The organism is Streptomyces cadmiisoli (genome assembly GCF_003261055.1).
Lineage (GTDB): Bacteria > Actinomycetota > Actinomycetes > Streptomycetales > Streptomycetaceae > Streptomyces > Streptomyces cadmiisoli.
The window spans coordinates 8,919,163-8,944,103 of the sequence record NZ_CP030073.1; the positions used below are offsets into that span (position 1 = coordinate 8,919,163).

Annotated in this window: 22 protein-coding genes; 8 read left to right on the forward strand and 14 right to left on the reverse strand. The window is 68.8% G+C overall.

Going from position 1 to position 24,941, the window contains the following annotated elements:
* Positions 1-2: 2 nt before the first annotated feature.
* Positions 3-1,631, reverse strand: a complete 1,629-nt coding sequence (locus DN051_RS39095) for a sulfite oxidase (RefSeq protein WP_199314814.1) — start codon at positions 1,629-1,631, stop codon at positions 3-5.
* An 815-nt stretch (positions 1,632-2,446) separates the two neighbouring features.
* Here DN051_RS39095 and DN051_RS39105 point away from each other — a divergent pair.
* Both DN051_RS39105 and DN051_RS39110 read left to right on the forward strand, forming a co-directional pair.
* Positions 2,447-4,351 (forward strand): hypothetical protein, encoded by a 1,905-nt coding sequence (locus DN051_RS39105; RefSeq protein WP_112442827.1) that lies wholly within the window; start codon positions 2,447-2,449, stop codon positions 4,349-4,351.
* 351 nt (positions 4,352-4,702) lie between these two features.
* Positions 4,703-5,332: an SMI1/KNR4 family protein gene (locus tag DN051_RS39110; RefSeq protein ID WP_112441661.1), complete on the forward strand. Its 630-nt coding sequence runs from the start codon at positions 4,703-4,705 to the stop codon at positions 5,330-5,332.
* Positions 5,333-5,632: 300 nt separating this feature from the next.
* On the opposite strand, the gene DN051_RS39115 is transcribed toward DN051_RS39110, so the two are convergent.
* The 6 genes from DN051_RS39115 to DN051_RS39135 all read right to left on the reverse strand — a co-directional run bounded on the left by DN051_RS39115 (position 5,633) and on the right by DN051_RS39135 (position 14,114).
* Positions 5,633-8,188 (reverse strand): ABC transporter permease, encoded by a 2,556-nt coding sequence (locus DN051_RS39115; RefSeq protein ID WP_112441663.1) that lies wholly within the window; start codon positions 8,186-8,188, stop codon positions 5,633-5,635.
* A 93-nt stretch (positions 8,189-8,281) separates the two neighbouring features.
* On the reverse strand, positions 8,282-9,091 hold the full coding sequence (locus DN051_RS39120; protein WP_053762108.1) for an ABC transporter ATP-binding protein: 810 nt from the start codon (positions 9,089-9,091) through the stop codon (positions 8,282-8,284).
* Between the two features lie 489 nt (positions 9,092-9,580).
* Positions 9,581-11,893: a protein translocase subunit SecD gene (gene secD / locus DN051_RS39125; RefSeq protein WP_112441665.1), complete on the reverse strand. Its 2,313-nt coding sequence runs from the start codon at positions 11,891-11,893 to the stop codon at positions 9,581-9,583.
* A gap of 69 nt (positions 11,894-11,962) precedes the next feature.
* Positions 11,963-12,373: a hypothetical protein gene (locus DN051_RS45375; protein ID WP_162625097.1), complete on the reverse strand. Its 411-nt coding sequence runs from the start codon at positions 12,371-12,373 to the stop codon at positions 11,963-11,965.
* Between the two features lie 128 nt (positions 12,374-12,501).
* Positions 12,502-13,161 carry a response regulator gene (locus tag DN051_RS39130; RefSeq protein WP_053762110.1) on the reverse strand — a complete coding sequence of 220 codons (660 nt, stop codon included), beginning with the start codon at positions 13,159-13,161 and terminating at the stop codon, positions 12,502-12,504.
* Positions 13,158-14,114 carry a HAMP domain-containing sensor histidine kinase gene (locus DN051_RS39135; RefSeq protein WP_053762141.1) on the reverse strand — a complete coding sequence of 319 codons (957 nt, stop codon included), beginning with the start codon at positions 14,112-14,114 and terminating at the stop codon, positions 13,158-13,160. The genes DN051_RS39130 and DN051_RS39135 overlap by 4 nt, the downstream gene beginning before the upstream one ends.
* A gap of 379 nt (positions 14,115-14,493) precedes the next feature.
* Between DN051_RS39135 and DN051_RS39140 the strand changes: the two genes are divergently transcribed.
* From DN051_RS39140 to DN051_RS39155, 4 genes are all read left to right on the forward strand, one after another.
* The gene (locus DN051_RS39140; RefSeq protein ID WP_112441667.1) at positions 14,494-14,820 is read left to right on the forward strand and encodes a TraR/DksA family transcriptional regulator; all 327 of its coding nucleotides are present in this window, start codon (positions 14,494-14,496) and stop codon (positions 14,818-14,820) included.
* Between the two features lie 49 nt (positions 14,821-14,869).
* On the forward strand, positions 14,870-15,241 hold the full coding sequence (locus DN051_RS39145) for a TraR/DksA family transcriptional regulator (protein WP_053762112.1): 372 nt from the start codon (positions 14,870-14,872) through the stop codon (positions 15,239-15,241).
* On the forward strand, positions 15,238-16,062 hold the full coding sequence (locus tag DN051_RS39150; protein WP_112441669.1) for an acetate and sugar kinases/Hsc70/actin family protein: 825 nt from the start codon (positions 15,238-15,240) through the stop codon (positions 16,060-16,062). Before DN051_RS39145 ends, DN051_RS39150 begins: the two co-directional genes overlap by 4 nt.
* A gap of 66 nt (positions 16,063-16,128) precedes the next feature.
* Complete coding sequence (locus DN051_RS39155; protein ID WP_112441671.1) at positions 16,129-16,752, forward strand: Rv1733c family protein; 624 nt, start codon at positions 16,129-16,131, stop codon at positions 16,750-16,752.
* Positions 16,753-17,166: 414 nt separating this feature from the next.
* Here DN051_RS39155 and DN051_RS46840 read toward each other — a convergent pair whose 3' ends face one another.
* The 4 genes from DN051_RS46840 to DN051_RS39175 form a co-directional block, all read right to left on the reverse strand.
* Entirely contained in the window at positions 17,167-17,868 is a 702-nt protein-coding gene (locus tag DN051_RS46840; protein WP_246040774.1) for a hypothetical protein, read from the reverse strand.
* Between the two features lie 36 nt (positions 17,869-17,904).
* Complete coding sequence (locus DN051_RS39165; protein WP_112441673.1) at positions 17,905-18,912, reverse strand: hypothetical protein; 1,008 nt, start codon at positions 18,910-18,912, stop codon at positions 17,905-17,907.
* Positions 18,913-19,037: 125 nt separating this feature from the next.
* Positions 19,038-19,580 (reverse strand): hypothetical protein, encoded by a 543-nt coding sequence (locus DN051_RS39170; RefSeq protein ID WP_053762116.1) that lies wholly within the window; start codon positions 19,578-19,580, stop codon positions 19,038-19,040.
* Between the two features lie 177 nt (positions 19,581-19,757).
* Positions 19,758-20,213, reverse strand: coding sequence for a peptidoglycan-binding domain-containing protein (locus tag DN051_RS39175; protein WP_112441675.1), 456 nt, complete (start codon positions 20,211-20,213; stop codon positions 19,758-19,760).
* A gap of 312 nt (positions 20,214-20,525) precedes the next feature.
* Here DN051_RS39175 and DN051_RS39180 point away from each other — a divergent pair, with 312 nt between their 5' ends.
* Both DN051_RS39180 and DN051_RS39185 read left to right on the forward strand, forming a co-directional pair.
* Entirely contained in the window at positions 20,526-21,323 is a 798-nt protein-coding gene (locus tag DN051_RS39180; RefSeq protein ID WP_112441677.1) for a peptidoglycan-binding protein, read from the forward strand.
* A complete protein-coding gene (locus tag DN051_RS39185; protein ID WP_112441679.1) occupies positions 21,320-22,165 on the forward strand; it encodes a helix-turn-helix domain-containing protein in 846 nt (281 codons plus the stop codon). Before DN051_RS39180 ends, DN051_RS39185 begins: the two co-directional genes overlap by 4 nt.
* Positions 22,166-22,373: 208 nt before the next feature.
* On the opposite strand, the gene DN051_RS39190 is transcribed toward DN051_RS39185, so the two are convergent.
* The 3 genes from DN051_RS39190 to DN051_RS39200 form a co-directional block, all read right to left on the reverse strand.
* Positions 22,374-23,261 (reverse strand): bile acid:sodium symporter family protein, encoded by an 888-nt coding sequence (locus tag DN051_RS39190; RefSeq protein ID WP_053762119.1) that lies wholly within the window; start codon positions 23,259-23,261, stop codon positions 22,374-22,376.
* A 994-nt stretch (positions 23,262-24,255) separates the two neighbouring features.
* A complete protein-coding gene (locus DN051_RS47370; RefSeq protein WP_281289047.1) occupies positions 24,256-24,378 on the reverse strand; it encodes a hypothetical protein in 123 nt (40 codons plus the stop codon).
* Positions 24,375-24,743: an ATP-binding protein gene (locus tag DN051_RS39200; RefSeq protein WP_342781512.1), complete on the reverse strand. Its 369-nt coding sequence runs from the start codon at positions 24,741-24,743 to the stop codon at positions 24,375-24,377. The genes DN051_RS47370 and DN051_RS39200 overlap by 4 nt, the downstream gene beginning before the upstream one ends.
* Positions 24,744-24,941 lie beyond the last annotated feature (198 nt).

The window sequence follows — 24,941 nt, forward strand, 5'->3', positions numbered from 1 at the left end:
CGCTATTCGACGGTCACCACCACGGTGTGCCTACCGCTGGCACCGTCCGGGACGGTTTTGGCCCGGTCGGCGGTCTGTATCTGGCCGGTGCCGTCGGTGGCGCGGACAGTGAGGGTGTGGCCGCCTTTGGTCGCCTGCCAGGGCAATGACCATTGGCGCCAGGTGTCACGCGAGTCCTCGGCCGCGAGCGTGGCTTGCTGCCAGGGCCCGTCGTCGATGCGTACCTCGACCTTCTCGATGCCACGGTGCTGTGCCCAGGCGACGCCGGCCACCATCACTGTGCCGGACTCCGGCCGGGCGAACGGTTTCGGGGTGTCGATCCGGGACTGTGTCTTGATCGGCGCCTCACGGGCCCAGTTGCGCTCGACCCAGTAGGGGTCGTAGTTGTCGAACGTGGTCAGCTCGATGTCATCGATCCACTTGCAGGCGGAGACGTAGCCGTACAGCCCCGGCACGACCATGCGGACGGGGAACCCGTGGTCGAACGGCAGAGGTTCACCGTTCATGCCGACGGCGAGCAGCGCGTCGCGGCCGTCCATGACGTCCTCGACAGGGGAGCCGAGAGTCATGCCGTCGACTGACCTTGCGACCAATTGGTCGGCGGGCCCGCCACGCGAAGGCGGCTCGACGCCGCACTCTGCGAGCAGGTCCGCCAGCCGGACACCGATCCAACGGGCGTTCCCGACATACGGGCCACCCACCTCGTTGGAGACGCAGGTCAGGGTGATGTCACGCTCGATCAGTTCCCGCCGCAGCAGGTCGTCGAAGGTCAGGGTCTTCTCACGGGTGACCCCCTTCCCGTGGATGCGCAGACGCCAGGTCGCGGTGTCCAGCCGGGGTACCACCAACGCGGTGTCCACCCGGTAGAACCGCTCGTTCGGCGTGAAGAACGGGCTGAGGCCGTCCACCCTGAACTGAGCACCCCGCGGTACAGCGGGCGCGGGTGAGGCGGGTGGCGGCAGAACGAGGTCCTGGCGTGAGTCGATCGCTGCACGACCGCTGGAGGCCTTGAGCTTGCGCCCCAGCATGCCGACACCCAGCGAGGCGGCCGCGGCCGCCGTCGCGGCGAGCACGAATCCGCGCCGGTCCCAAGCCACGTCCACAGCCGGCTCGTTCGGAGCCGGTCGCACGGCCGGCTCGTCCGATACCGATCCGGCACCGGTACGGGTCACCAGTCGACCCGTGAGCGTGTGCAGGAGCACGGCGCCGCCGAGCGCCCCGATCAGGGAAGGCAGGGCGTCGACGAGGCCGGTGGAGTCCGGGCGGCCAGTCGCCGTCAGCGCTCCCAAGGCACCGAAGATCAGTACTCCGCCCGAACCGGTCCGTCGGTGGTGGACTGCGAGGAGGCCGAGGGCGATGGCCAGGCCCGTGAGTACGGCGAAGATGCCGATCTGCAGGACCAGTTTGTCGTCGGTGCCGAAGCTGCGGATCGCCCAGTCCTTCACAGCAGCCGGCGTCCGGTCGATGGCGGCGCCTCCTACTGCGACGACCGGGCCGGCCTGCGGACGTACCGCCGCCGCTGTCAGTTCGGCGAGGGCGAGCGCTGCGAAACCGGCCAGGAGGCCACTGAGCGCACCCAGCTCCGGCCGCCGTTGCCGTAGATCACTGGGCTTCTTCGCTTCGTTGCTCACGTGGGGAATCCGGGCCAGAGCGGCCGGCGGATTGGTCCGGATGCCTCATAGATCTACTTTCTCTCCCGACCAATCCGGGCACCCGTCGGCTACGGATAGGATCAGTCCCGGTGGGCCGTCGGCCTTGCGGCTCGGGCGTGACCAACAGCGCCTCGCGCGGGTGGTGCGACGCGGGAGTGACGGAATGCGCGTGGCGCTGAGCCTGGTGACCGGGTCCCGGCGGAGGTCGCGGTCCTGCTCGGTCTTCGTCGGCATGTTGAGCGGGACGATGACCACCCCTGCCGCGTGCAGCAGGCCGAAACGGGTGGTTACGGTCGCCGACGGGCCGGTGCAGGCCCGGGCCAGCGAGGGGGCGACGGAGGCGGAAAACTGGTGGGCGTCGTCCGGCGCGGCTGCCCGGCCTCGCTGCCTGTCGTGGTCGAATTGGACCGCCCAGCCACTGTTCGGCCCGGGGGCTCAAGGTCGGACATGTAGCCTCTTACTGGATGTGTCGGGCAGTGCGCTGGCAGGGAGGCCGGAGCGGTGACCACGACAGGACAGCGAGCGTAGATCCACCCGAACTGAGATCAAGGGATTTCGAGCCTGCTGGAACGACGAGTGCGAAGGGCTGCATCTCGAGTCGTGCGGAATCTGGAAATACTTCTGGTGACAGCCGGATGCGGCCAGTGTGGGTGAGTCGTTCTCGGTCCGGTGGGGGCGGCTCAAGTTGTTCGGATGGGGTCGCCGAACGCCATGGCAGGTGTACGCGGGTGCGGGCCGGTCTTGCCTGGGCTGAGGGCCTTGTCTCACCGTGAGTCGGCATGGATCATGACCGCGTGCAACACCGAGAGGAACTCCACGAACTGCTTGCATGCGCCGGGCTCACGGTTGTCGCGGACGTGCGCCCAGGCGGCCTGTTCCCGCCGGAGGCCGGCTGGCGCATCGCGCGGGGGATTGCAGCGCCGATCGGAGCGGCCCGGGAAGGGCTCGACGCCGCGTGGTGGCGCCGCGTTGCCGACTGCGATGGTGAGTTCTTGGTGGCAATCCTCGGACGTCGGATCGGCGGCAACGATTCCTGGTGGACCCGGGTCCGGCACTCCAGCGAGGTGCCGGGGCTGACCGGCGGCCCCGGGTTCGTGGCGCTCTCCCTTGACGGGCAGGTGTTGCTTGCGGAGGTTCCTCGCGCGGACGGGCCACGGGTGACGGCCCTCGACCGGCTGCCGGAGCAGTTGGAGGAAACCGCAGCGGCCGCCGGGCGCGAGACGGAGACCGAGCGCGCCGAGGTGTGGGCGGCGGTGCCCGGCCGGCCGGTGTGGCCTTCGCACTGGGCGGAGGGGATCGGGTTCAATCCGGCCGCGCCGGACGAGCTGCTGATCCGGCTGCTGGACGTTTCGGAGGGCTTCCTGCACGACTGCGACCGGTCCGCCGTCCTCGACGCCGCCGTGGCACACCCCGATCCGCGGGTGCGCTCGCAGCCCGCCGACACCTTCCGGCCCAAGCTCACGTCCGATCAATGGGTACGCCTGATCCGCGCCGAACCGTCGCAGAGCCGGCGCGTGCTGTGGGCAGAGCATGCCTGTGCCTGGGGCGTTGAACTCCCCGGAGACCTGTACGACGACCTCCTCGCCGGCCCGTCCCGCGCCCAGGCCGCCGAACTCCCAGGACTCCCTACACACCACTTGCCCAGCCTCGCGGCCGACGCAGATCCCCGGGTGCGGGCGACTGCCTGCGCCCACTGGGAGGACCTCGCCGTGCCACTGCGCAAGCGGCTGCTGGCCGACACCGACGACGCGGTGCGTACGGCGGCGCTGCTTGCCCACCACACCGTTGTCCCGATGCCCCGTGAGGTCTTCAACGAGGTGCCGGCACCCCAGCGGGCGCTCGAACAGTGCCGTATCGAGCCCGGTTTGGAGGCGGAGCTGGTCCGGGACGGGGACGTGGAGGTACGCCGGGCGCTGGCCGGCAACCCACGACTTGGCGCACCCAGTGTCGCCGTCCTGGCGCAGGACCCCTACGACGACATCCGCTCCGTGGTGGCACTGCGACCTGATCTCACCGAGGAGCAGCGTGCCTCGGTGCGCTACGACTTCGACCCGACCTTGATGTCGCACACTCTGCCCTGGGTCGAGAGCCTGCACGGCGACGCCGACGCGATGCGCCGCCTGGCCGTATCGTCCCATCCGCTCGTCCGCCGCAGCGTGGCCCGTGCCCGGCACCTTCCACCGGACGTCGTGGCGCGCCTGGCCCGGGACGAGGACCGGACGGTCCGCCTGTTCCTCGCCGAATCGTGCGACGATGCGCCGACCGAGATGCTGCTGGAGGTATGGCGCTGGTGGGACGGCAGCTTCAGCCACCCCGACCGCCCCCGCGGCCACCCCAACTTCCCCCGCACCGGACTGCTGCGTTACGCCGCCGACCCCAGTGGGCGGATGCGCCGGTTGGCCCTGGACGATCCCGAGTCCACACCTGCCGACGTCGCGCGACTCGCTCGGGATCCCGAAGCCGAGGTGCGCCGCCGGGCGGCCGAGGATTCCCGGTTGCCGTCGGCCGACGCAGTGCGGCTTCTGAACGACCCGGCGTCCCATGTCCGTGCGGCCGCGATACGCAATCCGCAGATGCCGGCGCGAGTCCTGGCCGGGTTGCTGCACGACCGTGCCACGGCATACGAGGCGATCGTCAACCCGGCGATCCCCGTCCCCGTCCTGCAGCGCATCCTGGCCGCGGCCGCCGGGGCACGCTGACGCTGGGCTCCGGCACAACTTCGTCCGCCTGGCCGCTTGGCCGGCCCGGCCCTCAGACCGCGTCAGCGGCAGCCTCCGCAGGCTCAAGCGATATCACCTCGGTCTACTGCGGAGCATGTACCTATCGGCGATCGTCAGCATCACGACCTGTCCCTCCTCCAAGGCGCATCACCAGCGCAAGCGCAGCGAGGAGGAAGGGACACAAGCAAGTCATGCCATCGCACGGCGACACCTCGACGTGCCGTGGGCAATGGGACGTGACGGACAACGCTCTGAAGGTTCACGTTCCGTCACGGCTGCGTCTTGGTATCACGATAGGGAATCCTTTCCGCCGGGCGTTAGGTTGACGAAATGCGCGATCAGCAGAACTTAGAAGCGGCCTGGAGTTGCCTCACCACCTGGCTGAGGGTGAATGCCCCAGTCTCGTATTCTTCGCTGCTTCCGCCCGCCCCGGAGCAGGTAATCGAGGCCGCTGACGCCCAGCTGAGACAGCACCTCGGCTTCGGGGTTCCTGTGGAGCTGGCCCACCTGTGGCGGTTGTGCGGCGGTGTGGAGCACCAGTACATCGAGGCCAATGAGGAGGAGGGCGAGGTTGGTTCGGGGGCGTTCTTGCCGGGCGGAATCCTGCTCGGCCCGGCGGATGCGCTCAGGCTGCGGCTGCCCGAGATCGACCGCAACGACTTGTGGGGCTCCGCGGTGGTGCCTTGGTTGACCGGCGACGAAGCAGGCCCCGAGTCCGGGCACTACGTGGGCGCGGGCGGCGTCGGTTACTGGTCGCTGCCGGACAATCTGGCCTGTCACAAACCCGGCTGTCCGTCGATCGCCGCCTACCTCGAAGCCGTTCACCGCACCCTCACCGAAGGGCCGGCCGATGCCATGGGCCCAGATGTGCCCGGCCTGGTGTGGGGCTGCCTGATCTGGGATGACCCCGAGACGCCTGTGCTGGACGATGCGCTGGAGCATTGGAGCCCCGTCCACTGACCCGGGCCCTCGCCCGTGTGCCGCCTGGCGGACGTGCCCTGGGTGGAGGCGCAGTGGCCACCGCTTCGTCATCTCGCAGAACAGGTGGTATGAGCAGGGAATTCTTGGGCACCCCCGTGTCGACCCCTGCCCTGGTCGGCGGATGTAGCCGGGCGACCGTCCTTCTGTGGGACTTCGCAGCTCAGGGTGACGAGAGCATCGACCGCGGCGGTATACCGCTGGGCAGGACGTCCGTGACATCAAGCGAGGGCCGGGTCTACCGCAGGGGGAAGACCCGGCCCTGTCGTCGTACGCCAGCCGCTACTCGGTCTTGATGGCGTTCAGTATGTTCAGCTTCGCGGCGCTGCGGGCCGGCCACAACGAGGCCAGCACGCCGACCAGTCCCGCGAGCGCCAGGAAGATCCCGATCCGCTCCCAGGGCAGGATGAGTTCGTAGCCGGGGATCGACGCCTTGATCGTCTCGCCGATCGCCCAGCCGAGGAACGTACCGAGGCCGATGCCGATCAGTGCGCCGAAGAGGGAGATGACCACGGCTTCCAACCGCACCATCCGCTTGACCCGGCGCCGGTCGAGACCGATCGCGCGGAGCATGCCGATCTCCTGCTGCCGCTCGAAGACCGACATCGCAAGGGTGTTGACCACGCCGAGGACGGCGATGAGGAGGGCCATCGCGAGCAGGCCGTACAGGATGTTCAGCATCAGGTTGATCATGCCGCCGAACTGGTCGCGGATGTCCTGGTGATCCATCACCGTGATGGCCGGGTTCTCACCGAGAGCGCTGATCAGCGCCTTCTCGTTCGTCGCGGTCGGACCGCCGTCCATCTTGACGAAGATCTGCGGGATGAACGGCTTGGCCTCGTGCGGGTTGACGACCTCGGTGCTGACGATGACGGGGGACACGAACTCGCTGTCCTTGTAGACCGCGCCGACCGTCAGGGTGCCCTGCTTCTTGTCGCCGAAGGTGACGGGGATGTCCGTTCCGACTTCCCAGCCTCTCTTCTCGGCCGTCTTCTCGGCGACCGCGATACGTCCATCGGCGAGCGATCCGAGGCCGCCGTCCACGACGTCGATGTTCAGGACCTGCCCGATGGCGCCCGGGGTGACCGCCGAGGCTGACACGAAGCCGTCCCTTTCGGCCTTCTCGCCCTTCCGGAGCTCGAAGTACACGGACTGCTGCGGCGAGACCGCGGTCACCCCGTCCGCCTTCTCCAGGGCCGTCAGTGCGGACTGGTCCAGGTCACCACCGTTCGCCATCACGACCATGTAGTCGGCCTTGATGTTGTCCGTGGTCATCTTGTCGAGGGCCTGGCCGACCGTGACACCGAGCACCGTCAGACCGGTCACGAGCGTCAGACCGATGGCGAGCGCGGATGCCGTGGCGCCGGTGCGGCGCGGGTTGCGGACCGCGTTCTGCCCGGCCAGCTTGCCGGAGACCCCGAACGGGCCGGTGAGGAGAGGGCGGATGAGCGCGATGACGGGCCGCGACAGCAGCGGGATCAGGATGATGATGCCGATCAGTGCGAAGAACGCGCCTGCCGCGATTCGGATCCGGCCGTCGTCGCCGCCCATTCCGGCGCCCCACACGATGGCGGCCGTGCCGAGCGCGGTGATGAACGTGCCGATGGAGTTGCGTACCACCAGGGACTTGACGGTGGCGACCGCGTGGACGCTGCTCATCGCCGCCACCGGCGGGATTTTCGCGGCCCTGCGGCCCGGCAGCCAGGCGGCGAACATCGTGATCAGTACCCCGACGGCGAGCGCGGCGGTCACCGGGGTGGCGGTCACGACCAGCGGTCCGGGCGGGACGTTCATTCCGAAGGCGGCCATGCCCGAACGCAGCCCGAGCGCCAGACCCACGCCGATGACGAAGCCGATCGCCGAGGCGACCGTCCCGACGAGCGCGGCCTCGATGAGCACCGAACGGGTGATCTGCTTGCGCGAGGCGCCGACGGCGCGCATCAGCGCGAGCTCCTTGGTGCGCTGGGCGACCAGCATGGAGAAGGTGTTGGAGATCAGGAACACGCCGACGAAGAGAGCGATGCCGGCGAAGCCCAGCAGCACTTGCTTGAGGGCGCCGAGGCCCGACTCGATGTCCCTCGCCTGCTCTTCGGCGATCGCCCGGCCGGTCTTGGCCTCGGCGGACTTCGGCAGCAGCGGTTCGATCGCGTCAAGGAGCTTCGCGTCGTCGGCGCCGGGGGCGGCGGTGACGGTGACGTCCTGGTACCAGCCCGTCTCGAGGTACTGCTTCTGGGCGACGGCCGTGTCGAAGAGCACGAGGCTGCCGCCGGCTTTCACTTCGCCGTCGTCGGTGGTGAAGACACCGCTCAGGGTGAACTTCTTGACCGGCCCGTTGGTCGCGACCCGGACACGGTCGCCGACCTTGTAGCTGCCCTTGGCGGCGGTGCCCTCGTCCAGTGCGATCTGACCGGACTTCAGCGGGCCCGAGCCGTCGGTGAAGGCGTAGGCGGGGTCCTTGCCGTCCTTGCCGGGGGCGAAGTTGGAGCCCTTGGGGCTGCCGAATGTGCCGTCGATGAGCTTTCCGTCGGGGTCGGCGACCCCGGCGAAGCCTTCGACGCGGCCGTACACGGCGGCCACGCCGTCCAGTGCCCGGATCTTGTCGACGGTCTTCTGCGAGACGCCGGGGTCGGACTCGGGGTCGTTCGGGTCACCGAACGAGGTGACGGCCACCGCCACGTTGTCGTAGCTCTTCGCGGACTGGCTTCGGAAGGCGTTCGAGAGGGTGTCGGTGAAGACCAGGGTGCCGGAGACGAAGGCCACGCCGAGCATCACGGCGAGCACGGTCATCAGCAGCCTGGCCTTGTGCGCGAGCACAGTGCGCAGGGCGGTACGGAACATGAGGGCGTCCAGGTGGTGGGGCGTCCGGTCCCACAGGGACCGGACGAAGTGACGGGAGCGGGGCTGGTCCCCGGACAGGGGGAGCCTGAGGGTTCAGCTCGTGCGGCCCTTGGCGTCGAACGCCTTCATGCGGTCCAGCACACCGTCCGCGGTCGGGGCTAGCATCTCGTCCACGATCCGCCCGTCCGCGAGGAAGACGACGCGGTCCGCGTATGAGGCCGCCATCGGGTCGTGCGTCACCATCACGACGGTCTGGCCCAGCTCGCGTACGGAGTTGCGCAGGAAACCCAGCACCTCGGCGCCGGAACGGGAGTCGAGGTTTCCGGTCGGCTCGTCGCCGAAGATGATTTCGGGCTGGGAGGCAAGTGCGCGGGCGACGGCGACGCGCTGCTGCTGGCCGCCGGAGAGCTGGGCGGGGCGGTGGTGGAGCCGGCCGGAGAGCCCGACCATGTCGATGACCCGCTCCACCCACTGCTTGTCGGGCTTGCGGCCGGCGATGTCCATCGGCAGCGTGATGTTCTCCAGACCCGTCAGCGTCGGCAGCAGGTTGAACGCCTGGAAGATGAATCCGATCTTGTCCCGGCGCAGCTGGGTCAGCTGCTTGTCCTTGAGGGAGCCGAGCTCGGTCTCACCGATCCGCACGGAGCCGCTGCTGAAGCTGTCGAGTCCGGCGACGCAGTGCATCAGCGTGGACTTGCCGGAGCCCGAAGGGCCCATGATCGCGGTGAACTCGCCCTGTCGGAAGTCCACGGAGACCCGGTCGAGCGCGACCACCTGGGTCTCACCGTGTCCATAGACTTTGGACAGCTCCGTGGCGCGGGCGGCCACTGTGGTTGCACGGTGGGCGGTGGTAATGGTCACTTGACGGCTCTCCTGGTGGCGGGTCCTTGGGGACCCCACCATCCTGCTGTCCGCCAGGCCCCCGGATCGTCCGTCTTGGTGCCCGTTCCTGGGGCCCTCTTGGGTCTGACGGCGGTGCCTGCGCGTCCTCCTCTGGTATGACGTCGTCCCCCGGACGGTCGAGGGTGCGCCCTCGGGGTGCGTTTCGTGCCGTCGCGCCGTGCGGGGCGGCCACTCTGTGTCATTCCGGGGCACGGGGCTCGACGCTCGCCCAGCGAGCCACGGTTTGGGCAAGCCAGCGGTCATCGCGCTGACGCACCCTCAGGCATCAGTATGTGCCTGCGCCGTGGTACTGGCCCATAGGTCCAGGGCTTCTGCTGCGTAACGGTAGAAGGAGTGGCCGCGGCGCGTCAGGGATACTCCGTGCGGGCCGGCGCTCGAGAAGTCGGTGTCCGGCCGTCAACTGAACGGCCCGCGGGTTCGGAGCAGCCGTCCGAGTGGCTGCTCCGAACCCGGGCTGCCCCGAAGCAGGTGTGCGATGCCCCGACCACATCAGGTCACAGCATTGCGCCGGCTCTGACGGGATGGGGGGCCGCCCGTGGTGGTTGCGGGATGAGTCATGTGCGTGCGGTTGTGGATTGCGATGGCGAGGGGCGTGGCGGTGAACATGGAGGAGTAGGTGCCGACTGCGAGGCCGATGAGGAGCGCGAGGGCGAAGTCGGTGAGGGAGTCGCCGCCGAGGACGGCCAGGGCGGTGAGGATGAAGGCCGCGCCGATGCCGGTGTTGACGGTGCGGGGCAGGGTCTGCAGGAGCGCCTGGTCGCTGATGTGTGAGAGGGGTGCCTTGCGGTTGCGTCGGCTCAGTTCTCTGATGCGGTCGAAGACGACGACGGAGTCGTTGACGGAGTAGCCGACGACTGTCAGCAGGGCAGCGAGGAAGATGCCGTCGATGGGCTTGCCGAGCCAGGCGAAGATGCCGATGAGGATCACGACGTCATGGGCGAGAGCGGCGACCGCTGCGGTTCCGAACAGCAAGCGGAAGCGCGCGGCGAGGTAGAGCAGTTGCGCTCCGAGGGCAGTGGCGAGAGCGATGAGGGCTCCGCGGCGCAGCTCGTCGCCGAGGCTCGGGCCGATGGCCTCGTCGCGGAGCTTGTCCGCGTGCCCGGTCAGATCTCGGATGGCTTCGGTGATTTCGGCAGTCTGAGCGTTGGTGAGCTGGCTGGTCCGTACGGTGAGTCGGTTGTCTCCGGACGTGTGGACGATGGCGTGGGGGTAGCCGGTGTCGGCGAGTGCGGTTCGGGCCCGGTCGGGGTCTGCGGGGGTGGCGGTGGCGTATTCGATGAGACGTCCGCCGGTGAATTCGATGCCGAAGTCGAGGCCGCGCAGCGCGATGCCGGAGGCGGCCAGGACGAGTGCGGCGGTGGAGGCGGCGAGCCACCGGCGGGGCTGACGCAGCAGGCGTGGGTTCGTGCGGCTCAGACGGTTGCGGACGGTGCCGGCGTGAGCGATGCCCGTGAGGTGGGGGCGGCGGCGCATGCCGGGACGTGCGACGGCGTGGTCGGCCAGGACGCGGGTGATGACCAGGGCGCTGAACATGGATGCGAGGACACCGATGCCCAGGGTGACTCCGAAGCCCCGGACGGGGCCGGAGGCGAGGAAGAACAGCAGGGCGGCGGCGATGAGGGTGGTGATGTTGGAGTCGGCGATCGCGCTGAAGGCGCCGCGGAATCCGGCGGCCAGGGACGAGCGTGGGGTGGGGCGGTTGCGCGCGGCGTACTCTTCGCGGGCGCGTTCGAAGACGAGTACGTTGGCATCCACCGCCATGCCGATGGCCAGGACGAATCCGGCGAGTCCGGGCAGGGTGAGGGTGGCTCCCAGGGCGGCAAGGGCGGCGTAGGAGATGAGGCCGTAGCAGGCCAGGGCCACGGTGGCCAGCGCGCCCATCAGCCTGTAGACGACGATGATGAACAGGGCCGTCAGCGAGGTGCCGATGACGGCGGCCCAGGCGCTGGCGGAGATGGCTTGCGCGCCGAGGGTGGCGCCGACAGTGCGCTGTTCTACGGTCTCGACCGGCACGGGCAGGGCTCCGCCGTTGATGAGCAGGGCCAGTTCCCGTGCCTCGTCGGCGCTGAAGGACCCGGTGATCTGCGTGGAGCCGCCCTTGATTCCGGAGCCGCAGGGGACCGACGGGTCGACCTGCGGCGAGGAGATGATCTTGTCGTCGAGGGCGATGGCGATCCGGCGGGCCGGGTCTCCTGTCGGGTGACAGGCGGCCTGGCCGGTCAGGTGTGCCCACCCGTTGCGGTCGGGACCTTTGAAGTCGATGGTGACGTGCCATCCGGAACCGTTGTGCGCGTCGAACTGTGCGGTGGCCTTCTTGACGTTGTTGCCGGTCAGTGAGGCTGTCTGGAGGCGGAGGAACTGGCCGGACTCGTCTGCCAGGACGTGCCGGCCGGGCCGTTCGAGCGGGGGCGGGGGAGTGTCGTCGGTGCTGTCGGATGCGCCGAGCACCTGGTGGAAGGAGAGCTGAGCGGTGCGGCCGAGGATGTCGGCGGCGTCGCTCGGGTCCTGGACGCCGGGGAGTTCGATAACGATCCGGTTGTCTCCGGAGCGGGCGATGGTGGGTTCGGTGACGCCGAGTGCGTCGATGCGGCCCCGCAGCACTTGCACGGTGCGGTCCGTGGCCTCGCGGTCGGTCACCTCGCGGTCGGTGACAGTGGTGTCGGCGGGTCGGGCTTCGAGCACGATCTGTGTGCCGCCGCGCAGATCGAGTCCGAGATGGACGGGCACGGTGAGCGCGACGTACAAGGACAGGGCGACGGTGGCGAGGGCGATCAGCCCTCGGATGGGCAGGGATCGTTTCACTGGGGGCTCCGACAGGCACACCGCGCCACGAGGATGGCAGCGGTCAAGGGAAAAGGGGCTGGGGGTGTTTCAGGTGCCTGGGGATGAAGGGGGTGCCCGCATGGGGTGTCGGTCTGCCGCCTGCGCGGGGCCGGGCGCGGGGAGTGCCGGAAGCGGTGTGGAGGTGGGCTGCGGCGGGCCGTCGGCCGTGGGGGAGGGGGCGAGGGCGGCGAGGGCAGGTGGTGAAGGACGTTCGCCGGTGTCGCCGGGGCTGCGGGTGGTGGCGCTGTGCAGGACGGCGCGGTGCTCGTCGTCCGCGTGAGGTCCGCCGTGGTGCTGAGTCGCCGAGGCCGACGTGAGCATTGCCCCGTCCGGCACGTGAGGGTGTGTGCTGCCGTACGCCGGTGGGCTGAGCAGGGCGATGAGGACGGCGAACAGGGCAGCGATCACCGCTGGGCCGAGGTGACCGGTACGCGCGACGGTGTGCGTGGAGCGAGCCATGCCTCCCCCTCTGCGGTCTGTGTCGGTGTGTGTCGGTGCCGTCTGGCGTGCGGTGGGTGGCCGGCTGTGGGGCCTCAAGGTCCCGGCCGGGGAGTGGGCGGCCGGAGCCTTGAGGCGGTCAGGAACCGTCAGGGTTCGATCAGGCCGGCCCGGATGGCGTACCGGGTGAGCTCCAGCCGGTCCCGCAGGCCGAGTTTGTGCAGGAGATTCGCCCGGTGCCGGTGGACGGTCTTGATGCTGATGAAGAGCATCTCGGCGATCTCCTTGGAGGAATGGCCTTCGGCCACGAGTTTGAGGACCTCCTCCTCGCGGGCGGTCAGCATGCGGTCGGGGGGTTCCTCGCCGTGACGGACGCGGTCGAGGTAGTTGCGGATCAGGGCGGTGACCGCGCCCGGGTAGAGGAAGGGCTCGTCGCGCATGGCCGCCCGGCAGGCGGCGACCAGGTCGCGGTCGGCCACGGACTTCAGGACGTATCCGCCGGCGCCGGCTTTGAGAGCCTGGAAGAAGTACTGCTCGTTGTCGTGCATCGTCAGCATCAGCACACGCAGTCCCGGCTTGAGCACGGCGAGTTCCCGTGCGGCCTGCAGACCGGTCATACGGGGCATGGCGATGTCCAGCACGGCCAGGTCGACGTCGTTGGCGCGGGCCAGGTCGATGGCCTCCGCGCCGTCACCGGCCTCGGCGACGACCTCGAGGTCCGGTTCGCGGTCGACGATGAGCCGCACACCGCGACGTACCAATGCGTGGTCGTCGGCGAGGAGGATGCGAACTGTCGGAGTCTGGGTCATGGTGAGGGCTTTCTGGGGACGGGCACGATCAGCCGGACCTGAGTACCGGTCTTCGGTCGGGAGGTGATGTCGAGCGAGGCCCCGATGAGCAGGGCGCGCTCGCGCATCCCGCGGATCCCCGCGCCTTCGCGCAGGACGCCGGTTCCGCGGCCGTCGTCGACGACGGCCAGCACCATCGTGCTGTCGGTGTGGATCAGGCTCACCTCGACCCGGTCCGCCTCGGCGTGCCGGGCCGCGTTGGTCAGGGCCTCCTGGGCGACGCGGTACAGCACCAGCTCCGTCTGCTCGTCCAGTGAGGGCAGGTCGGGTTCGAAGCGGCGCAGCACACGCAGTCCGGCGTGGGTGGCGAACTCGGTGGTCAGTGACGTCAGGGCGCTGATCAGACCGAGGTCGTCCAGTACGCCCGGACGGATCCGACGCACCAGGCGGCGTACCTCGTCCAGGCTCTCCCGGGTGATCTCCTGGGCTTGGCGCAGTTCGCCGCGCAGGGGTTCGTGCGCCTCGTCGGCCGCTCGCTCCAGGCCGAGCAGGATCGCGGTCATGCTCTGGCCGACCTCGTCGTGGAGTTCCTGGGCGATTCGGCGGCGTTCACCTTCCTGCGCGAGCAGGACGCGCGCGCTGCTGGTGGCCCGTTCGTGCTCCAGCCTTTCCAGCATGGCGTTGAAGGTGCGGATCAGCTCGGCGATCTCACCGCGGCCGTGTTCCGGGAGCCGCTGCCCGGGGCGCAGCAGGTCGACGGTGGTCATCAGCGTCGTGAGCCGGTCCAGTGGAGCCAGCCCGATGCGCAGCAGGGCCGCGTTGGCGACCAGCATGACCACCAGGCCGGCCACGAGGATGACCGCCTCGGTCAGCACGACCGGCACGGAGACGGTCACCGGGGCCCACAGCAGCAGCGCGGTGGCGGTACTGAGCACCACCGCGTTGAGAGCGAAGATCCGCCAGAACAGGGACACCGGGATGACGCCTTCCTTGAAATTGCACGGCTGTGTCTGTCGGTCGCCGCGCACCCCGAGCATGAGCTGTGGCCACTGGTCTTGACCGGACTGCCATCCAGGCTGCCCACCCGCGGCTGAGCTGTCGATGGGTCCCAGACCCCATTTCCGGGACTCCGTCCTGCCCACGACCCGTTGGGCTGAGGGATGCCCCACAGATGGGTATCGCGCCCGATGGGATTCGCGCGGCGCATCGGCCACGGTGGGGCCTGACACACCGACCGTGAACCCCGGCAGACACGCCGAAGGCCATGGCCGGGACTCTGCCGTGTCACACCCTCGCCGTACGTCACCGCTGCTCACAGGCCGTACGTCACCCCTTTTGAGAGAAGGACGCACCATGTCGCTCGATACGCCCCGGACCGAAGCTCGTTCCGAGCGCCTGACGGCGCACGAGGCCCGCCAGCGCCTCGAACACGAACGCAACACCCGGCTGACGCAACTGCGGGCCCTCGCAGAGGCCGGACAGAGCGCCGACCAGCACATGATGTCGGCGCAGAAGGACACCATCGAGCGTGTCCTCAAGGAGATCGAGGCCGCGTTCACCCGCGTCGACGACGGCAGCTACGGAACCTGCCCGGGCTGCTCCAAGACCATCCCGGTCGAGCGCCTGGAGATCCTGCCCTACACCCGGTTCTGCGTCCCCTGCCGGCGAACCGAACCCTGACCGCCGACGGCCCATCCCAAGTCTCCGGCCCTGCCCAAGGGGTGAAGTGATGAACCACCAGATCACCGCCGACCGCGACACGACCTTGTCGCTCGAAGACCTCGCCGCACTCCGCGAAAACCTGCACGAGCAGCGCCTGTTCCGACAGGAGCAACTGCAGCAGATCGCAGGCGCCGCAACGAATCGCACCCAGGCGCTGCTCGACCGACAGGCCGCGTCCCAGTTCGAGGTCCACGTCAAGCTCGCCGCGTCCGCCCGCATGGTTCTCGCCGACGTCGAGGCAGCCCTCACGCGCATGGACCAGGGCCGGTACGGCCCCTGCCAGCTGTGCCGCGGGCCCATCGCCCGGGCACGGTTGATGATCGTGCCACAAGCCCGCTACTGCGCCCGCTGCCAGCAGGTGAGGGAGGCCGGCCGGTGACCAAGACACCCCGGTCCCCGAGCACGAATCCACAGCACCGGCCCTGGCCCCTGTACCGCAAGTGCTCCGGCATCGCCCTCGACCTCGGCAGCTCCCGCACCCGGGCCTGGATAGCCGGCAGGCGAGGCGTCCTCGACATGCCCACGGTGACCTTCGCCGGTGACGGCGACATCCACCCCATCCAGCGCGGCGCGATCGTCGACACCCCCGGAACCGCCCGGATGATCGGCCGCCTGCTCGGCCACCGCCTGCCCCGCTTCGGCAGCCGCGTGATCGTCCTGACCGCCCCCGCGCTCGGAGGAAGCGCGTTTCGGACCGAGGCCCGCACCGCGGTCGAGGTCCTCAGGCCACACACCGTGCTGACCGTCCCCACCCCGCGAGCGGTGGCCGTGGCCGCCGATGCCGACCTGACCCGGCCCTTGCTCGTCGTCGACCTGGGCGCCCATCTCACGGAGGTCACCCTCCTCGTCGACGGAGCGGTGACCGACGCCCGCCAGGCCGTGCTGGGCACCAGCGACCTGGACAGTCTCACCCCGTCCACGCGGATCACCGACGTCGTCGTGGCGATGGTGGCCGCGATGCTCGAAGAGGACCCCACTACAGAGACATTCGACGCCCTGCGGGCAGGCACTCTCCTGGCCGGCGGGGGCGCCCTGCGCCCCGACATGACCTACCGCCTCGCGGACCAGCTGCACGCCCCCATCAGGCCCGTGCCCGCTCCCCACACCGCGGCGATCCGCGGCGCCGCGAAACTCCTGGAATCCGCAAGCACCCACCCCTCAGCCCTCGGAACCCCAGAACCGGCGGCACACCCTCAATGACATGCCGCCCGCGTCGCCGGCCCTCGGCCGGCATACGCCCACCCCCTATGCGGAAGGAGAGACGCCGTGGCCCGCGCGATTCCCCCGGCACAGCCACCCCCCGAAGAACTCCCTCGCGTTCTGCTGTGGCGATGGCGCCGCAACCCACTGCGCCGCCGCTCCGACCTCGCGCAGGCGTGGATCGCGCTGTGCCTGTTCCTGGCCGTCCTGGTGATCACGCCCGCCGTGACGTTCCTGGTCGGCGATGTCGCCTTCCGCGATCTGAAGCAGACCGCTCGGCACGAGGCGCACACGCGGCACTACACCAGCGCCGTCCTCGTCCACGACGCCCCCCGTCACCCCGAACCGGGATCGGACGAGGCGAAGAAGACCCTGTACCCGGCCCCCGTCCGCTACACCGACCCCCGCGGGCACACCCGAACTGCGGACACCGACGTCGAACCCGGCCTGCCCGCCGACGCCACCGTCCACGTATGGGTCACCGACGAGGGACACCTCACCGAGCCGCCCCTCACCCCGGAACAGGTCCGCAGCCGCGCCATGGGCTACGCACTCCTTGCCGCCATGACGGTCCCACTCATCGGCGCCGCCGCTTACGGCTACGCCGGCCGTAGGCTGGAGCGGCGCAACCTCGCCGACTGGGACACGGATTGGGCCCGAACCGCGCCTCGGTGGACCACCTTCACATGACGGCGCTATTCCACGCTCGCCATCAGGCTTACGGCGGAAGCGGACGGCGCTTCGCCCGTTGACCGCGCTCTGCGCGCGATGGCTCATCAGGCAACGGACCCGGGGAAGCAGCACGGCGGCGGAGACCGACGAGCGCTCCAAGGCCGTGCCGTGGCGCCAGTGCTTCCCGGTTCGACGGCCGATGCCGAGGATCCGGCATGCCCCGCTGTTCCTCACGCCCTGACGCGTGAGCAGGAAGTGTGCCTCCCGCTCACGCGTCAGCCACTACGAGTCCTGAGGCCTGTGGACCTTCCGGATCTAGAAGGATCTAGAAGGATCTAGAAGGATCTAGAAGTCCATCGCACCCTTGAACTGGGGTGTTGCCACGACCACGAGAACCTCAGGGTGCCGGCAGGGCGTTGTCGGTGGAGCGTGCTAGGCGGTCTTGCAGAAGTCCGAGAGCGCGATGTTGATCTGCTTGGCTTCGGCCGCGGTCACCGCGTGCTCGCCGCTGCTGAATCGCTGTTGCGCGGTCCGGTCGAGTTCCTGTGCTCCGCCGTTGATGGCCATGCACTGGTTGCGGGCGTTGTCGACGGCGCCGTCCTCGTCGGTGATGAGTGCGGGGTTGATGTCGAAGAGCGCGGCAAGCAGGCCGTCGCGTACCTTCCCGGTCGGTTCAGGGGGGAGCCCGACGGACGGGGCGGCCTCCTCGGTGGCCTCCTTCGTCGGGGTGCTGCTGGCGGGCGGCCGGGTGTTGGTCCGGCTGTCACTGCTGTCGTCGCTGCTGGTGCACGCGGTGAGCGTGGCCAGGGCGGCGAGCAGGACGGCGACGGTGATGGTGCGTTTCAAGGTGTGGTCCCCCATGGTGGGTACGGGTGCGTCCGTGTGAGACACGCGACGGCGCTGGGCGGTTGCTCGGCGCATGAGAGTGCCCCGCCGGGTGGCGGGGAATTCGTGTCCGGGCATGCCGGAGACGGACAGGGGCAACATGAGGTCGTACGGCATCAGCGAGTTCAGCGGGTTCGGGCGGCCCTTCTCGTCATGGCGCCGCACCGTCTCGCGTCGCTCCTCAGCGGCGATCCAACTGTCGATGAGCCGCAGCTGTTGGGCGGCCTGCCGTCCGCTCGTCAAGACCACGCCGGTTCGGTCGCGCTGGTTGGTTCAGGCCAGAGATCAGTCGCTGTTGTCGCTGGTGACCGTGATGGCGGAACCGAGGTTCGGTGCCGCCCCTCTGGCGAGTTCGCCGGCATGGTCTCGGTCCTCACTGTCCGCCACGACGATGGTTGCCGCCGATCCGGATACCGGATCGCGTCGCACAGTCGCGCGGACGACCGCGTACCGGGCGAGCACCGCCTCGTACGCGTCGATTGCCTCGGTGGGATAGGAATCGTGGAAGTCGGTCTCGATCCGGAGTCCTGGGCTTTTGATCTTCAGGACCATCACGCCGGCGAGCGGCCGGTACCGGTCTCCCTCGGCGAGCATGTCCTTGAACACCGTCAATGCGCTGGTGGCATCTACGGCGGAGACCTCGATCCGCCAGCGGTCGGTTGCTTCTTTCCAGGGCGCGTCATGGATGTCGGCCGCCGTCACCTGGCTGTCGGCCGTCATCGACCGCCACAGTGCCAGGACCTCGCCGGTGCGCTCCTCATCCGCGACAACGGTGAAGGTGACGCCGTCCGCCGTGATTCGACCGGTGATTTTGTTGTGACGGGCGACGTAGTCCCTCATTTCGCCCGCCAGCTGGGTCACTCGGTCGGTTGAGGTGCCGTCCTTGAGGGTCAGTGTGCCGGTGGAAGTTCCCCGGAAGGGCAGCGTGTTGTTCTTTGTGGTGCCGATGTTTGCCACGTCCGGCGTACCGGTCCAGTCTCTTTCGAAATCCTCGGCGAGTGCTGTGCCCTTGTCGATGGCGCAGCCGGTCAACAAGGTCAGACCCAACACAAGCACGGTGATGGGCATCGGCGACCTCAGGGCGCTTCTTCTCAGGGCCGTCTCCTTGAAAGCGGGTGAGCCTGCCAGGGCCGGGCGGTCCCAGACTCGGACTGCGGGGGTTACGACCAGCTCCAGCACATGGGTCCTGTCGTCGACGGCGAGCGGTTCTGCCTCTTTGGTGGAGGCGAACTGCATCTGCAGATCGTCGGGTTCCCCAGGCATGCGTTCTGCCGCCTCGTCGGTTCGGGACATCGGCGGTCAGGTGACCGCATCCATTGGCGCGGCAGACGGCACCCGCTCCGGACGGAGAGGGCCGACTGGTTCACCGGTGGTTGACGGGTCCTGAGGGCCATCGTGATCAGCACAGTCCTGGGCCGTCAATTCCCGAAGTTCGGCCGTGGCCGACCGTTGTGGCGCAGGCGGAGCCGACGACGTGGATGCGAGCGCAGCAGCGGATGGAGGTTCCATCCGTGCTCCGAGGCGACGCGCAGGACGTAGCCGGCACCAGAGCCCCGGAAGAAGTGTGCTCCGAGGTCCAGGTCCCGGTGGTGCTCGTGACCGGGCTGTGATGTCTCAACCCGGCGGGTCTGCTTCTCGACGCGCCGGTCAACGCGCGCCTGGTAGTACGCCGTGTCGCCCTCGCGTATCAGTGCCACCGGAGTCACGCACCAGAGCGGGACGAATGGCATCCGGCTGAGAGTGGCGTCCAGCACCCGTACCGCGCCGTTCTCGGCACCAGGCACGATGTAGACGATCAGCTGTGCCACCGACGCCACGCCGTAGAGACAGACGGCGAAGAAGACCCACACCACCCACCACAGCGGCAGAAAGATCAATGTCAGGGGGAGAAGCAGCAGCCAGCGCAGTACGGCCGGGCGCACAGGGAGCGGCCCCCAAGCCGGGTCGTCGTAGTCATGCACGGGCGGTGTCTTCTCCTCGGATTCGCCATCGCTGGACGGTGCGGTCGTGAGTGTATGTCGGGAGCCGGACCTCATGGAGCGGTGTGAATGACGTTCCTTGGAGGGTGCTGCCGGACGCGGTTGGCGGGGTCGGTACCGCTCGGCCGACCGGGGAGGACCGGGGGCCGCGACGGTCACTCAGGCGCAGAAGTTGACACCGTTGAAGTCCCAGAATGCGTCCTGGGTCCTGGGTCCGGCGATCCCGTCGACCTCAAGGCCGGCATTGGCGTACCGGTTCAGGAACTTCTGCAACGCAGTGATCGTCTTGGGTCCGACGACTCCGTCCTCTGTACCGGCGCCGAGGCCCAGGTCGTTGAACCATTCCTGCGCCGCCTTCCAGCTCTTGGTGCCCAGCCGCCCGTCGATCGTGCCGGGGTCGTACCCGATTTCCTCCAGCAAGCACTGCCAGCGCTGCGCCCGGGTGGTGCTCAGACCCAGGTTGACCACCGCGAGCGGTGCGACGGCCTCGGCACTGATCACTTGCTGCTGGGCCGGCGCGGGAGCCGCCATGGCCGTGCCAGCGGTGGCCAGAGCACCGGCGGTGATCCCGACCGCGGCGGTGACACTGACGAAGGCCTTCGTGAGAGCTCGCATGCGTGCCGTTCCCGTCCGTTGACGTGCGATGAACGGAACCGCCCCCATCGGCCGGCCCCGCAACGAGAATGAGGGGTCGGCGCGATGTTCGGCCACGGTTGACGCAGAGGTGGCGTCGTCCCGGGACGTCCAACCCGCTGACCTGCTGGGACGTTGCCCGCCGAGTCGGTAGTGCGGGACGACGACGAGCGGGTGCTGGCTGATTCTGTAGGAGGGCGGGACCCCGTTCCGTGAACGCCGGGACTGCTGATGCAGAATGAGGCCGGGACACGGGGGGCCGGACCAACGGTCCCGAACGCGATTGGGGGTGACATGTCGCGTTGGAAAGAGTTGCCTGCTGAACTGCCGACAGAAGTTCATCAGTTGATCGTGCGTCTGCGCAGGCTGAAGGACCGCAGTGAACTGAGCACGCGTCAACTGGCCACGAAGACCGGGTACAGCGCGAGGTCATGGCAGCGGTATCTGAATGGCCGATCGCTGCCGCCTCGGGAGGCCGTCGAGGCGACGGCCCGCGTCGGCGGTGACGATCCGACCCGGCTGCTGGTGCTGCATGAGATCGCCGCCGAACGCTGGGCGCAGGGACGCGTGGTTTCCACCGAAACTCCGGAGGGCGCCCCGGCGATGCGTGCACACACGTCGACGGGTGCGCAGCCGTACGGGCGTTACCTGCGCGCCGTGATCATGGCGGGTGCGGTGGCCCTGGTGCTGTCCGTTTCCGCGGCGCTCCTGCTGGCCGTGCGGCTCGCCGACGCCCGCGCCGAGCTCGCGGACGCCCGCGCTGCTCGGAGCGCGGGGGACCCGGCCACCGTGTCGGGGTCACTGGTGCCGGTCGCCTACACCTGCCGGCTGGAGCAGCGTGACGGCCGCTGGTACGCGGGCTTGAGCCGCACGACGGACGCCATCCTGGCGTACACCTACGTGGGGCCCGAGGTGGCCGAGGCGCAGTGCCTGCTACGCCGGACGGGCATTCCGCCAGGTGATATCGACGGCATTTTCGGCCCGAAGACGCAGCGCGCGGTTGAGCGCATCCAGAAACGGGACGGGTTGGTCGTCGACGGTGTCATTGGACCGCATACCTGGAAGTCCCTACGGGAGGCGGCACCCAAGTGACCTCGGAACATGCCCGGCTGGTTGCGATGTTGCGGGAGTTGAGGGCCCGTACGGGGCTGAGCCTGGCGGCGCTGGCGGAGCGAACGACGTACAGCAAGTCCTCGTGGGAGCGCTATCTCAACGGCAAGAGCCTGCCCCCTCGTCAGGCCGTACAGGACCTGTGCCGGGTCGCGAACGAACCGGACGGGCGGCTGCTGGCCCTGTGGGAGATCGCGGAGTCGGATGCGAGCGGGCGCGCGGCGGTCGTCGCCCCTGCCGCCGAGGTGCCGCGGCAACAGTTGCAGGAAGCGCCGCAGCCACCGGAGGCCAGGGGGCCACGCGGTCGCAGGCGCGGGCTCATGGTCGTGCTGGCGTCGGTGTACATCCTGCTTGTCGGGGGCGTGGCACTGGTGCTTTTCCTTCTGCTGGCTCGGGACACGGCGGAGGACGAACCGCAGTCGGCCTCCGTTCCGTACTCTCTCGCTCCCCAGTGCAACGGAGCCGCATGCGAGGGCCGAGACCCGATGCGCTTGATGTGCGGCATCGGCCCCGAGACACTCACCACGTACCGCACTGCCACCGGCGCCCATGTGGAGCTGCGTTACAGCGAGAAGTGCGGCGCAAGCTGGGCCCGGGCCTGGGGGACCCGGATCGGCGACCGGGTGGAGGTCACCGCGGGTGGCCCGACCCACGACGTGCACATCAGGGACACGGACGACACGGAGACCTATGCCTACACCGAGATGGCCGAAGCCCGCCCCGGCAGCACCGTCCGGACCTGCTTTCGGCCTGCCGCGGCCGACGCTGAACAGGAGTGCTTCGAGGCCCGCGTAGGCCAGGCCGCAACCACAACCCGGCCGTAGCCTCAGAGTCGTTCCCTCCCACTGCTTTATCCGTGAGTCCTCCGTATCGTCCGTGGTGCCGGGTCGTCGCGCCAGGAGACGGTGTTTTCGCCGGTGAGGGCATGTGATGAGGTCGGTCCGGGCAATGCAGATCATGGTTTCCGAACGGGCGGGCAGGGTTGCGTAGCCGCGGGTGCGTCGGCGGTGCTCCATCCGTGCGTCAGCCCGATCAGTTCACCGGCGTGGGTTCCTCGATGGTTCGGGATCCCCGGGTCATCAGGATCCCGGCGAGCGCTGCGACGGGATACATGAGCACCCCATAGACGGCGCTCGGCACTGCCAGGCTGACACTGCCGAGCACGCTGATCGCCAGAGTCATGGCGACAGCGCTGTTGTGCACGCCGATCTCCATCGAGCAGGCGATCGCCTGCCGCTTGTCGATCCTGATCAGACGCGGCGCAAAGTACCCGATCGTGAGGCTCGATATGCAGAAGACCAGTGCCGCTGGACCCACGTCCAAGAGGTAGTCGACGACGTTGTTCCGCTCGGCCACGAGCGCGCCGATGATCACGGCGACAAGGACGATGACCGACAGCAGTCTCACCGGACGGTCCATGCGCTGCGCGAACGCCTCCGAACGACGGCGCACCACCATGCCGATCGCCACTGGTGCGAGCACCAGGGCGAAGACTTGCAGCACTTTGCCGAACTGCAGCCCCATTCCGTCCTGACCGATGTCCGGCTCGAAGTACTGAAGGGCGAGGTTGGTGATGATCGGCAGCGTCACGATGGCCAGCACCGCGTTCACCGCGGTGAGCGTGACGTTCAGGGCCACGTCGCCGCCGAAGAGATGGCTGAAGAGGTTCGCCGTCGTCCCGCCGGGTGACGCCGCCAGCAGCATCATGCCGGCGGCGAGCACCGGGGAAAGGCCGAAGGCGACGACCAGAGCCAGACACAGGGCGGGCAGGAGCAGGAGCTGGCAGAACATGGCCACGACGACAGCCCGGGGATGCCGTCGAACACGGCGGAAGTCGTCGACGGTGAGAGACAGGCCCAACCCGAACATGATGACGGCGAGTGCAAGGGGAAGGAAAACGGTAGCGAGGGGAGTGTCCATGCGCGGCTTCGTCTCCAAAGGCAAGGGTGGCGTGGAGGGAAGTGCAGAGTGACAGCCGCATGACACCCACCTGACAACCATTCGACCGGCAAGATTGGGTGCCCGCCGCACCGCGCACAGTAGATGCAGGGGTGAGCACGGTCAACATCGGTGGGGACTGTCGCTCCAGGGGCGTGCCGGTTGGGAAGGCGGAGGCGTTGACCGGGGGGAGTCTGGGCCGAACGCCCCGTCTGCGGTGCCCGGTTGAGCCTTCGGAGGCGATGCAGGCCTTTTACCGCGGCCGCGATCCGTGAATTGCGGGCGGTGCTCGGGAGCAAACGGCGCAGAACACCGAGGCCATGGTGACCGCAGCGGAGCCACTGCCGGATGGGATCCTGCACGTGATCGGCGTTCCGACCGCGATGGCCGGGGCAGACCACGGGCTGCGGGGCCTGGTGTCACGTCACCGCGAGGCCCTGGCGGCGGCGGACCGGATCGGGGTGTACAGCGTGGTGGCTTTCCCGCTGCTGGGATGCTGTCTCTCTGTCGGCGAGGCCGCCCGGATCGTGGTGAGCACCCTTACGGCGACGCCGACCTCGGTGGAGCTGGTCTGTCTGGGTGGCCCCCGACGCCGCGGCGTACCGAACACTCGCACGGCACGCAACTACTGGGGATTCTCTCGCCTGACAGGGGGAGCGTCTACGGCATGACCCTGTGAGCGAGTGCGGGGGATGGCGCGTGCGAGCCATGAGGACGTCGAGCGCGAGGAGGAACGCGGTGTGCATCCCGGCGTCGTGGGCGGCCTGGATCTCCTGGTCCAGGGATCCGCAGGCCTGCTTGTCCGTAAGGGCGCTCAGCCACAGGAACGCGGTGCTGTCCAGGCAACCATGCTGCGGGAGCAGGTCGTCCCATACGAAGTCTGGAGCGTGCCACAACAGGGGCACGCCGTGCTCGTCGCAGTGCGCCCCGGTCTCGTCCTCCGTCGGGAAGTTTTGATCGCCGCTGATGCAACGCGTCATCGTGCCTCCCGTACGGCTCGGCGCAGGACGGACCCTTCGAGGCAGAAATCCGGGCAGTCAGGGCACGTCAGTACGTGGTCGTAGAGGACCTTGTACGCCTCCTCGTACTCCTCGGTCACCGGGCCGGCTCACAGAACAACTCGGCCCACACCTGCTTGCCCCAGCGGTACAGGTCGGTCCCCCAGCGTTCGGCGAGGGCATCGACCAGCAGGAGACCCCGACCGCTGGTGCTGAGATCGTCACCGGGCTTGGTGAAATCGGGTAGCACGCGGGTCTTGTCGACCACGCCGATGCGGACGCACCGCTCGCTCGGCTGGCAGATCACGACCCGGATCACGCGGCTGTTGGTGTGCTTGACCGCGTTGGCCACCAGCTCCGACGTGAGCAGTAGCGCGGTGTACGTGAGGTCCTCCAGGTGCCAGGCGGACAGAGCCGTCCGGACGAGATTACGGGCGGCTTCGGCGCTCTCCTCCCGACCAGGCAAGGTCTCGGAGTATCCAGGGCACCCCGTGGTGTGCGGCTTCGCTGACACGATCATCCAGACCTCAGAATTGTCGGTGTACGACGGCCTCGGTCCAGTCAACGACTGCCCGCCCAGGACAGGGAGGAAAAATCGCTCGGGTGCGCATCGGGGACAACCGGAAATTCCTCGGTTCTCGCCATCACAGATGGGGCATCAGTG